The 11,624-nt window shown below is 33.3% G+C and carries 11 protein-coding genes; 9 read left to right on the top strand and 2 right to left on the bottom strand.

Annotation, left to right across the window (positions count from 1 at the left end; all coding sequences use genetic code 11):
- Nucleotides 1–16 precede the first annotated feature (16 nt).
- From hisB to hisIE, 5 genes are all read left to right on the top strand, one after another.
- Nucleotides 17–1,153 carry a bifunctional histidinol-phosphatase/imidazoleglycerol-phosphate dehydratase HisB gene (hisB, locus tag A4F88_RS02165; RefSeq protein WP_068840890.1) on the top strand — a complete coding sequence of 379 codons (1,137 nt, stop codon included), beginning with the start codon at nucleotides 17–19 and terminating at the stop codon, nucleotides 1,151–1,153.
- Nucleotides 1,154–1,255: 102 nt separating this feature from the next.
- Nucleotides 1,256–1,837 (top strand): imidazole glycerol phosphate synthase subunit HisH, encoded by a 582-nt coding sequence (hisH, locus tag A4F88_RS02160; RefSeq protein ID WP_068840889.1) that lies wholly within the window; start codon nucleotides 1,256–1,258, stop codon nucleotides 1,835–1,837.
- 102 nt (nucleotides 1,838–1,939) lie between these two features.
- A complete protein-coding gene (gene hisA, locus A4F88_RS02155) occupies nucleotides 1,940–2,668 on the top strand; it encodes a 1-(5-phosphoribosyl)-5-[(5-phosphoribosylamino)methylideneamino]imidazole-4-carboxamide isomerase (protein WP_068840888.1) in 729 nt (242 codons plus the stop codon).
- 82 nt (nucleotides 2,669–2,750) lie between these two features.
- Entirely contained in the window at nucleotides 2,751–3,506 is a 756-nt protein-coding gene (gene hisF / locus A4F88_RS02150) for an imidazole glycerol phosphate synthase subunit HisF (RefSeq protein WP_068840887.1), read from the top strand.
- Between the two features lie 119 nt (nucleotides 3,507–3,625).
- On the top strand, nucleotides 3,626–4,222 hold the full coding sequence (gene hisIE / locus A4F88_RS02145; protein WP_068840886.1) for a bifunctional phosphoribosyl-AMP cyclohydrolase/phosphoribosyl-ATP diphosphatase HisIE: 597 nt from the start codon (nucleotides 3,626–3,628) through the stop codon (nucleotides 4,220–4,222).
- Nucleotides 4,223–4,370: 148 nt separating this feature from the next.
- Here the strand turns inward: hisIE and A4F88_RS02140 are convergent, their stop codons facing one another.
- On the bottom strand, nucleotides 4,371–5,069 hold the full coding sequence (locus tag A4F88_RS02140; RefSeq protein WP_068840885.1) for a carbohydrate-binding family 9-like protein: 699 nt from the start codon (nucleotides 5,067–5,069) through the stop codon (nucleotides 4,371–4,373).
- Nucleotides 5,070–5,248: 179 nt separating this feature from the next.
- Here A4F88_RS02140 and A4F88_RS02135 point away from each other — a divergent pair, with 179 nt between their 5' ends.
- Entirely contained in the window at nucleotides 5,249–6,904 is a 1,656-nt protein-coding gene (locus tag A4F88_RS02135; RefSeq protein ID WP_068840884.1) for a M1 family metallopeptidase, read from the top strand.
- Between the two features lie 310 nt (nucleotides 6,905–7,214).
- Nucleotides 7,215–7,421 (top strand): hypothetical protein, encoded by a 207-nt coding sequence (locus A4F88_RS02130; protein ID WP_068840883.1) that lies wholly within the window; start codon nucleotides 7,215–7,217, stop codon nucleotides 7,419–7,421.
- 48 nt (nucleotides 7,422–7,469) lie between these two features.
- On the opposite strand, the gene A4F88_RS02125 is transcribed toward A4F88_RS02130, so the two are convergent.
- On the bottom strand, nucleotides 7,470–9,014 hold the full coding sequence (locus A4F88_RS02125) for a hypothetical protein (RefSeq protein WP_068840882.1): 1,545 nt from the start codon (nucleotides 9,012–9,014) through the stop codon (nucleotides 7,470–7,472).
- Between the two features lie 155 nt (nucleotides 9,015–9,169).
- Between A4F88_RS02125 and A4F88_RS02120 the strand changes: the two genes are divergently transcribed.
- Together A4F88_RS02120 and leuB are read left to right on the top strand one after the other, a co-directional pair.
- Nucleotides 9,170–10,345 carry a 2-isopropylmalate synthase gene (locus A4F88_RS02120; protein ID WP_068840881.1) on the top strand — a complete coding sequence of 392 codons (1,176 nt, stop codon included), beginning with the start codon at nucleotides 9,170–9,172 and terminating at the stop codon, nucleotides 10,343–10,345.
- A 76-nt stretch (nucleotides 10,346–10,421) separates the two neighbouring features.
- Nucleotides 10,422–11,540 (top strand): 3-isopropylmalate dehydrogenase, encoded by a 1,119-nt coding sequence (gene leuB, locus A4F88_RS02115; RefSeq protein ID WP_068840880.1) that lies wholly within the window; start codon nucleotides 10,422–10,424, stop codon nucleotides 11,538–11,540.
- The last annotated feature ends 84 nt before the right edge of the window (nucleotides 11,541–11,624 follow it).

Raw genomic sequence — 11,624 nt, 5'->3', positions numbered from 1 at the left:
AAAATATAAATAAACTATGAAAAAAGTACTTTTTATCGATCGTGACGGAACGATTGTGTTAGAACCAGAAAATTATCAATTAGATGCTTTGGAGAAAATAGAGTTTTATCCAAAAGCTTTTCAATACCTGGCAAAAATAGCCAACGAATTAGATTACGAATTAGCAATGGTCACGAATCAGGACGGATTAGGAACAGATAGTTTTCCTGAAGATACGTTTTGGCCAACACAAAATTTCATTCTAAAAGCTTTTGAAAACGAAGGTGTTTTGTTTGATGATATTTTTATCGACAGATCATTTCCGGAAGATAATGCACCAACACGCAAGCCAAGAACCGGAATGTTGACCAAGTATATTAATAATCCGAATTATGATCTGGCAAATTCTTTTGTTTTAGGAGATCGCTTAACGGATGTTGAATTGGCGAAAAACCTTGGTGCAAAAGCGATCTTTATTAATGATAATGACGGAATTGGGAGTAACGAAATATCCTCAAAAAGAGAAGAATTAGACGAAACGATTATTCTTCAAACGATGAGTTGGAAAGAAATATATGAGTTTTTGAAATTAGAAGCACGTTCAGCTTCGATTACACGTAAAACCAATGAAACAGATATTTTTATCAATCTAAATCTGGACGGAACAGGAAAAAGTAAAATCGAAACCGGAATTGCTTTTTTCGATCATATGTTAGATCAGATTTCGCGTCACGGTCAAATGGATTTGGAGATTTTGGTAAAAGGTGATTTAGAAGTAGATGAACACCACACAATCGAAGATACCGCAATTGCTCTTGGAGAAGTTTTCGCGAAAGCATTAGGAAACAAATTAGGAATCGAACGTTACGGATTCTGCTTGCCAATGGATGATTGTTTAGCGCAGGTTGCGATTGATTTTGGTGGAAGAAACTGGTTAGTTTGGGAAACCGAGTTTAAACGCGAAATGGTAGGTAAGATGCCAACTGAAATGTTTTACCATTTCTTTAAATCGTTCTCTGACGGAGCCAAAGCAAACATCAACATAAAAGCCGAAGGAACCAATGAACATCATAAAATTGAAGCTATTTTTAAAGCTTTCGCAAAAGCCATAAAAGTAGCTGTAAAAAGAGACACTGAAAAAATGATTTTGCCTTCGACGAAAGGAATGCTTTAATTGAGTCGAAAGTTGAAAGTCATAAAGTCTAAAGATTCCAAATTATGGATATCAAAGAGTGACTTTAAGACTTTAGACTTTAGACTTTAAGACTAAAATTAAATGAAAATAGTAATTATAAATTACGGAGCAGGAAATATTCAAAGCATTATGTTTGCTATTGAAAGATTAGGTTTTAAAGCTGTTTTGAGTAATAATCCGGACGAAATCCAGTCAGCAGATAAAGTGATATTTCCCGGTGTAGGCGAGGCGAGCTCAGCAATGTTTAAACTTCGGGAAAGCGGTTTAGACAGCCTGATTCCGAATTTGAAACAACCTGTTTTGGGAATTTGCCTTGGAATGCAATTAATGTGTAATTCATCTGAAGAAGGTAATACGAAAGGATTAGGGATTTTTGATGTTGATGTGATCAGATTCTCTAACAAAGTAAAAGTGCCGCAAATGGGATGGAATCAGATTTATGATCTAAAATCGGATTTGTTTAAAGGCATTTCAGAGAATGAATTTATGTATTTGGTACATAGTTTTTATGCGCCAAATTGTAAAGAAACAATCGCTACAACAAATTACGAAGTAGAATATGCATCGGCTTTACAGAAAGATAATTTTTACGGAACTCAGTTTCACCCGGAAAAAAGTGGTGAAATTGGAGAAAAGATTCTTGGGAATTTTTTAAAAATGTAAAATTTCAATTTCGAAAATCAATACCAATCAAAATATCAATTTTTTGAAAATCAGAAAAAGACTTTAAGACTTTCGACTTTCAAACTTTAAGACTAATAAAATATGAGAATAATACCAGCCATAGATATTATTGACGGAAAATGCGTTCGTTTATCCAAAGGAGATTATGATACTAAGATAATTTACAACGAAAATCCGTTGGAAGTAGCGAAATCATTCGAAGCACACGGAATCGAATATTTACATTTAGTAGATTTGGACGGCGCAAAATCAAGTAAAATTGTCAATTATAAAATATTGGAGCAAATTGCGACACAAACCGGATTAAAAATCGATTTTGGAGGCGGATTAAAATCAGATGATGATTTAAGAATTGCTTTTGAAAGCGGTGCAAATCAAATTACCGGAGGAAGTATTGCCGTGAAAAATCGAGTAATTTTCGAAAAATGGATTTCAGAATACGGTTCAGATAAAATAATTCTTGGAGCTGATGCTAAAGACGAAAAAATAGCGGTTTCTGGCTGGTTGGAAGAATCAAATGAAGATTTGATTCCGTTTATTCAGGATTATCAAACCAAAGGAATTCAGTACGTTATTTGTACCGATATTGCAAAAGACGGAATGCTGGAAGGTCCAAGCTTTGATTTATACAGTAAAATTTTAGCAGAAGCAAAAGGTGTAAAACTAATCGCTTCAGGAGGAATTTCTACTTTTGACGAATTGCCAAAACTAGCCGAATTAGGTTGTGAAGGAACGATAATCGGAAAAGCAATTTACGAAGGCAGAATTACATTAAAGCAACTTGAAAACTATTTTATTGGTAAAATGTAAAAAGCGAATTGTGAAATGAAAGATGAAGCTTTTGCAAAATACCATTTCACATCTTACATCTAACATTTAACAAAAAAGAAAAATGCTTGCAAAAAGAATCATACCCTGTTTAGATATAAAAAACGGAAGAACCGTAAAAGGGGTTAATTTCGTTGACCTGCGTGATGCCGGAGATCCGGTAGAACTGGCGGAAATTTACTCTGCAGAAGGTGCAGATGAATTGGTTTTTCTGGATATTTCAGCTACAGAAGAACGACGAAAAACACTGGTCAATATGGTGAGAAGTGTTGCGGAGAAAATCAACATTCCATTTACGGTTGGAGGTGGAATTTCATCTGTAGAAGATGTAGAAATTCTGTTGAATAACGGTGCAGATAAAGTTTCGATAAATTCATCAGCTGTTAAAAATCCGCAGTTAATCAATGATTTGGCTCAGAAATTTGGAAGTCAGTGTGTTGTAGTGGCAATTGATGCCAAACAAATCGACGGACAATGGATCGTACATTTGGTTGGAGGAAAAGTACCAACAGAACTTAACTTGTTCGATTGGGCTGTTGAAGTCGCTGAACGTGGTGCGGGAGAAATTCTATTTACATCAATGGATAACGACGGAACTAAAAATGGCTTTGCAAACGAAGCTTTGGCCCGATTATCAGAATTGATCAATATTCCGGTTATTGCTTCTGGAGGTGCAGGAAATATGCAACATTTTGTAGACTCATTTAAAGAAGGAAAAGCTGATGCGGCTTTGGCTGCGAGTGTTTTTCACTTTAAAGAAATCGAGATTAAGGCTTTGAAAGAAGAACTTAGAAAAAATGATATTGAAGTTAGGCTTTAGGAATCGAGTCAAGAAGAAAGACACAAGGTTTAAATCTGGAAAATAAAAAAAAACAATATAAAAGTTCGATCATAGTTTTGACTTTAAGACTTTCGGCTTTACAACTTTAGACTAAAATTATGGAAATAGATATTAAAAGCGCACACGGATTAATTCCGGCAATTATTCAGGATTCAGAAACAAAAAATGTTTTGATGCTGGGGTATATGAACGAAGAATCGCTCCAAAAAACAATAGAAACACAAAAAGTAACTTTTTTTAGCCGTTCAAAACAAAGGCTCTGGACAAAAGGCGAGGAGAGTGGAAATTTTCTGAATCTGGTAGATATCAAAAATGATTGTGACGGCGACACACTTTTAATTCAGGCAAAACCAGTTGGACCAACGTGTCATACAGGAGCAGATACTTGTTGGCAGGAAGCAAATGTGCCTAATTATGGTTTTATTTCGAGTTTGGAAAATACAATAAAAACGAGAAGAGAAAATGCAGATTCAGAGAAAAGTTATGTTGCTTCATTATTCGAAAAAGGAATCAATAAAATTGCTCAAAAAGTAGGCGAAGAAGCTGTAGAAGTGGTTATTGAAGCCAAAGATGACAATGATGATTTGTTTTTAAGCGAAAGTGCCGATTTACTTTTTCATTACTTGATTCTGCTTCAGGCAAAAGGCTTTCAGTTGAATGATGTTGTTGAAGTTTTAAAGGAGCGCCAAAAGTAAGACAATCTTGTCAGACTGAGCGAAGTCGAAGTCCGTTTGCTGAATCACTTTGCAGGACTTCGACTTCGCTCAGTCTGACAAAACTTGGTAATTTATATTATAAACAATATACAGTAAAAATCTGCGTCATCTGCATTATATATCAAAATCACTCCACAAACTCAAAAACTGCAAATTCCTGTGGCTGATGAAAACCAAATTGTAAACTCTTATACGGTTGTAAAGCAAGATATTCTGTTGTGTTACCGTAATCAATTCTAAAAGTATTTCCTTTCCATTTTGAGCCAATTTTTGGCTTTGTAAAATTGCCGTTTTTAATAGTTTCCAGACCAGAAAAAGGTATTTTGATTTCTGTAGTAAAACCTTCGGGAGTTATTTTACTTTGAGCTTCAATTCCCGGAATATCAAAATCGATAGAAGTATTCCAGCCGCCACAATTTGGCGAAATACATTTAAGCAACATATCGTAATAAGACGAAAAAGCATTAACTCCAATTTCTACATAATTTTGACCATCACCGTCAGGATCAATAAAAACTTCAACCAAATCATCTGTATTAAAAATCTGAGAATCTTTTTTCTGAGGTTTTCCTGTTATTTTAGAATCCAGAACACGATAAGCGATATAAAGATTTTCATCATTCCACGTAAGTGAGACAAAAGTATCCTGAGTTGCTTTTTTGCCGGAATCATGAACCACAAACGGGCCCAAAAAAGAAGTTTTCCAGTCTGATAAATCTCCGTCAATGGTTAAATTCTCATTTATTTTGTGTACAGGAATAGTTTGAGCATAATGCATTATCGAACACAGGAAACATAAAACGGTGGTTATTTTTCTGATTTTCATGAAAGTCTAAATGATTTTGGATTTGCTAAAATAGAAAAGAATAGGCAAATTTTAACATTATATTTTTCCATTAGCTATTTTAAAACTCATTAAAACTTGATTTGAATGTTTACATTTGTTGAAGTTTAAGCGGATTAAAATAGCTTATTTATTTTGATCGAAAGAAATATTTACTTCGTATGAAAAAATACTTTGGTGGCGTTTTTATCGCCTTTTTGTTTGGTTTTACGGCCAATGCACAAGGACTTCTTAATAAGTCAGAAACGGTTTTTACTCATCAGGACACTTTACGCGGAAGCATTACAAAAGAAAGAGCCTGGTGGGATTTAAAATACTATCATTTAGATGTTAAAGTAAATCCGAAAGATAAAACCATTACGGGCTCAAATACGGTTCGTTATACTGTTTTAACTGCTTATAACAAGATGCAGATCGATTTGCAGCAACCAATGCAGATTTACAAAGTAACACAAGACGGAAAAGAATTGAAATTTGAAAGAGACGGAAATGCTTTTTTTATCGATTTAATTGCCAGTCAAAAAGTAGGGGAAACGAAAGAAATCGTAATCTCATTTGGAGGAAAACCTAAAGAAGCAGTTAATCCGCCATGGGATGGTGGAATTACCTGGAAAAAAGATAAAAACGGAAAAGACTTTATTGCTTCATCTTGTCAGGGATTGGGCGCCAGCGTTTGGTGGCCAAACAAAGATCATATGTATGACGAAGTAGAGAATATGCTAATTAGTGTAAATGTTCCGGGAGATTTGACTGATGTTTCAAACGGAAGACTACAAAGTGTTAAAAAAGAAAAAGACGGAACAAAAACCTTCAATTGGTATGTTGCCAATCCAATTAATAATTATGGTGTAAATATTAACATTGGAGATTACGTTAACTTTTCAGAGAAATATAAAGGAGAAAAAGGAGATTTAGATTGCAGCTATTATGTTTTAAGAGACAATTTAGCCATTGCAAAAGAACATTTTAAAGACGCACCAAGAATGCTAAAAGCGTTTGAAAACTGGTTTGGACCATATCCTTTTTATGAAGACAGCTATAAATTGGTCGAAGCACCTTATTTGGGTATGGAGCACCAAAGTAGTGTAACTTATGGTAATGATTACAAAATGGGGTACCGTGGAAAAGATTTGAGTGGAACTGGTTGGGGATTAAAATTTGATTTTATTATTATTCATGAATCAGGACACGAATGGTTTGCCAATAACATTACTTATAAAGACATTGCAGATATGTGGGTTCACGAAAGTTTTACCAATTATTCTGAAAGTTTGTTTGTTGAGTTTTATTATGGAAAAGATGCCGGAGCAGAATATGTAATAGGAAGCAGACGTAACATTCATAACGATAAACCTATCATTGGGTATTATGATGTAAATAATGAAGGTTCTGGCGATATGTATCCAAAAGGAGCCAATATGTTGCACATGATTCGTCAGATTATCAACGACGATGCAAAATGGAAATCAATTTTAAGAGGCTTAAATAAAACTTTTTATCATCAAACTGTTACGGGTAAAGAAATTCAGGATTATATTAATACACAATCCGGAATCAATTTCAACAGAGTATTTGCTCAATATTTGACGACAACTAAAGTTCCTGTTTTTGAATATATGTTTAAAAACGGAACTTTCGGATATCACTGGACAAACTGTGTAACTAAATTCGACATGCCGGTAAGAGTAAAATTAAACGGAGTTGAAACCTGGTTAAAACCAACAACCGAATGGCAATCTGAAAAAACAACAGATGAAAAGCGTACACTTGAAGTAGATAAAGATTTTTATGTAACGACTTCTAATATTATCGAATAAATTTCGAAATAAAAACTTCGATAAGAAGTTCAGTAAACCCGACAGGTTATCACAACTTGTCGGGTTTCTTGTTTTTAAATAATTATCCAAATGACATCTTTATAAACTAAAAGAAAGCTTCTTTGATATATATAACTTTTTTAAAATGAGTTTTTTAAGGAATATTTTTTTTTACTTTTTTGTACGAATATTACCTTTTTATTTTTAACTTAGACGACAATCGTTTGAATTAAGATCAGTTAATTCAATCAAGTTAAAAGCGTAATCTGAAAAGCTTAAAGAGTAGGAAAAACAAACAAATCAAACAATTATGGAAAAATTAAAAAACCTAAAGAACATTGAAATTTTAAGTAAAAATGCACAGAAACTTATGATTGGTGGCGTACTTCCGTATGTAAATCCAACAATAGGTTTGTGTGATAGATTGTGCGGAGAAGCTGGCGGAGTTTTATCAAACACGCCGGGCAGAGGAGATATTTGTCTTACAGGAACTTCTACATGCTGTTATTGCAGATAAGCAGTTTTAAATACTAAAAAAGGCTTCCGGTATCTGGAAGCCTTTGTTTTAGCGACTATTCAATTTCGCTTTTTCCTTTATAATATCAGCAATCTTACGATTCTCGATTTTGCTTTCAAGCCACGAAATAATATCTAAATATAAGAAAGCTCTTTTTTCGTAGGTATTCTTTTCAAGCTCTACAAAACGTGCATGCATTTTTTTAAATTCCTTCTTGATGTCGGCAGGATAAAAATTGTTCAGGTTTCTTAAAAACTTGATAATCTCCTTTTGAACTTCATGCAAATCATTCATTTTTATCAGGAACTTATAGGTGTTTTTAAGATGATTTTCTAAATAATAATCTTTTCCTAACTCGTAATGAGCAATTAAAGACAAAAGTCTTGCAAAACACATTAAATCTTCGCGCATGCTTAGATTTTTATTGTTGATGATCTTATCTAAGTAATTGATACATTCATTGTATTTTTCATTTCCAAAATAAATAGACGCAATTTTATAGAAAAACAACATTTCGTGATGTTCATCAAGATGTTCACTATGCAGTTTTATTTTATCTAAAATCTCCGGAATTAAATATTCGCTTTCAGCAAAAGTTCCTTCCAGAATGTGCAGATTTAATTTGTTGTTGTAAACATATAAGAATGATAAGGAAGCAATGTTATCGTTAACCGGAAATTTAGGATCCTGAATTGTTTCTTCTAAAAGAGTTAAATACTTCTTGAAGTTTGATTTGTACTTCAACATATACAATGACTCTAAAAAGTAATGATTCCCTTTTAAGAAAAATACCGGATTCAGGTAAATCATGCTCGGATTATCATAAAACAGCGTCACCCATTTATAGGCATATTTATAACTCGCCAAAAAGTCCTGAACCAGAAAGCTTCGCCAAAGATTAGCATTATAAAACCAATATTTTTCGCGGAAACCAAATTTGCTTTCATCCAGTTTGGCAATATGTTTATTAAAGTAATCATCAATATATTTATATTCAGCATCGCTTTTTACATAGCCGGTTTTTAACATGATTCCGTATAACTGAAGTGATAAGTTTGATAATTTACTCGAAATCGTATTTCGGTAATTCAATTCTTTAGCCTGAATCACTAATTCATCAGCCCGGCCCTGAATACTTCGTGTGATATATTGAGATTCAATTAGTTTTTCAAATTCAACAATTTCATAGGCCATATATTTTTCATCATTTTCTAAAGCCTGTTGTTTTGTTTTGTCCAGAATTTTTAAACTCTGTTTATATAAACCTTTATTATATAGTATAACAGCAAAATCAATTTGTTCTCGCAATTGATATCGGATATTCTGACTTGGAATATTCAAACGAATACTTACCAGAATTTGTTTGTATAAGTATGATTTTAAGTTCGATAGCTGAACTTTTTTGATGATGCCGCTCTTTAAAATAAGCTTTTCATCATAAGTTTCAGATTTATCCAGAATATTAAATAATTCGATGAATTTCGTATTTGAACTCGTCTCTAAACGGCTTGCAAAAATCTTAAACTGTCTTTTTTCGGATTTAGAAAGTGATTTTATTAATACAAATAAGAAATCTTTTTGATGGTTAGCCATTGTAAAATATAATAATGTAACTTATTGGTTTTTAGTTGTTTAATGCGTTATAAATTGTTTTATGAACAGTATAATTTCATTAAAATGAATTTCGTACTGAAGAAGTACAATATATATTTGTTATCAAGATGTGAAATTACATTAAATAAATGAATATGAATAGAGAGAAAGTTCAAATTTTTGACACCACTTTGCGTGATGGTGAACAAGTTCCAGGATGTAAGTTAGATACGAAACAAAAATTAGTTATCGCAGAACGACTTGATAAAATGGGAGTTGACATTATCGAGGCGGGTTTTCCTGTGTCAAGTCCGGGCGATTTTTTATCGGTCTCTGAGATTTGTAAAATTGTAGAAAACGCAACAGTCTGCGGACTAACAAGAGCCGTAAAAAACGACATTGATGTTGCTGCAGCTGCCTTAAAGCATGCTAAGAAACCTAGAATCCACACAGGAATCGGAACTTCACAATCTCATATACTCCACAAATTACAAACTACTCCGGAAGATATTATTGCAAGAGCAAAATATGCAGTAGCTCATGCAAAATCATACGTAGAAGATGTTGAATTCTATGCTGAAGATGCAGGTAGAACAGATAATGCATTCTTGGCTAAAGTTTGTGAAGAAGTAATTAAATCCGGTGCAACAGTATTAAATATTCCTGATACTACAGGATATTGCTTACCAGAAGAATATGGAGCAAAAATTAAATATTTAAAAGAAAACGTAAAAGGAATCGAAAACGTAATCCTTTCATGTCACTGTCATAATGATTTAGGAATGGCTACCGCAAATTCAATTGCAGGAGCTATTAACGGAGCTAGACAAATAGAATGTACTATTAATGGTATTGGAGAAAGAGCAGGAAATACAGCACTTGAAGAAGTGGTGATGATTTTCAAACAACATCCATACTTAAATTTAGATACCAATATTAATACAAGAGAATTAAACGAAATGAGCCGTTTAGTTTCTGAAAGCATGGGAATGATCGTGCAGCCAAACAAAGCGATTGTTGGGGCAAATGCTTTTGCACACAGTTCAGGAATTCATCAGGATGGTGTGATTAAAAACAGAGCAACATACGAAATTATGGATCCGCTTGATGTTGGTGTAAACGAATCATCAATCATCCTTACAGCAAGAAGCGGAAGAGCTGCTTTGGCTTACCGTGCTAAAAAAGTAGGTTACGAACTTACTAAAGTGCAACTGGACATTGTATATGTTGAGTTTTTGAAATTTGCCGATATCAAAAAAGAAGTAGTAGATGCTGATATTCATCAAATCATCGAAGCAGCTAAAATTGAAGGTGATTTAATCAGAAGCTAGTTTGAAAAGAGAATAGAAAATACAATAAAGAAGAAAGAGAAAAAATAAGATTTAAATACATAAAGAACGAGGCATTATGAATTTGAAAATAGCAGTTTTACCAGGAGACGGAATTGGACCGGAAGTAATTTTACAAGCCAAAAAAGCTTTATACGCCATTGGCGAAGTGTACAATCATGAATTTGTTTTTGAAGAAGCTCTCATGGGAGCGATTGCTATTGACAAAACAGGAAATCCGTTACCGGAACAAACTTTAAACCTTTGTCTTAATACAGATGCAGTTTTGCTTGGTGCTATTGGAGATCCAAAATATGATAACAATCCAAATGCAAAAGTACGTCCTGAGCAAGGTCTATTGAAACTTCGTAAAGAGCTTGGTTTGTTTGCCAATATTCGTCCTATTAAACCTTATAAAGCCTTAATTGACGCTTCTCCTTTAAAAAGAGAAATTATTGAAGGAGCTGATTTTACTATTTTCAGAGAATTAACAGGTGGTGCTTATTTTGGAGCAAAAACACTTAATGAAGAAGGAACACATGCTTCAGATTTATGTGAATATTCAGAAGAAGAAATAACCAGAATTGCACATTTAGCTTTTAAATCGGCACAAAAACGACGTAAAAAGCTAACTATGGTAGACAAGGCAAATGTTTTGGAAACTTCAAGGTTGTGGAGAAAAGTAGTTCAGAAAGTGAGCGAAGATTATCCGGATGTAGCTTTAGACTTTTTGTTTGTAGATAACGCTGCGATGCAGTTAATCTTAAATCCAAAACAATTTGATGTGATTTTGACAGAGAATTTGTTTGGAGATATTTTATCAGACGAAGCAAGCGTAATTACAGGTTCAATTGGTTTATTGCCATCAGTATCTTTAGGAAACAAAAATGCTTTGTTTGAGCCAATTCACGGTTCTTATCCGCAGGCAAAAGGAAAAAATATTGCCAATCCGATTGCTTCGATTTTAGCAGCAGCACTTTTGTTAGAACATTTTGGGTTAACTAAAGAAGCTAATGTAATTTACAAAGCAGTAGAAAAAGCAATTGAATTTAAAGTCGTTACTGTAGATTTAAAACCGGATTCAAAATTTGGTACAAATGAAGTAGGGGAGTTCGTTTCTAACTTTATTTTTAGCAAAGATGATATGTTGTATTTTAATAATGATAATGTTCATATCGGACAGTCGACAATTGTTTAAGTTTTTTATTAAAATAATGAAATAAATAACAAGAAGTATTGAAAATGTTGAGATTTTATTTTTTTAGTTCTTAGAGTTTTTATA

It is taken from the genome of Flavobacterium chilense (assembly GCF_001602525.1).
Classification (GTDB): domain Bacteria; phylum Bacteroidota; class Bacteroidia; order Flavobacteriales; family Flavobacteriaceae; genus Flavobacterium; species Flavobacterium chilense.
This window is presented reverse-complemented; position numbering and strand designations above follow the sequence as displayed.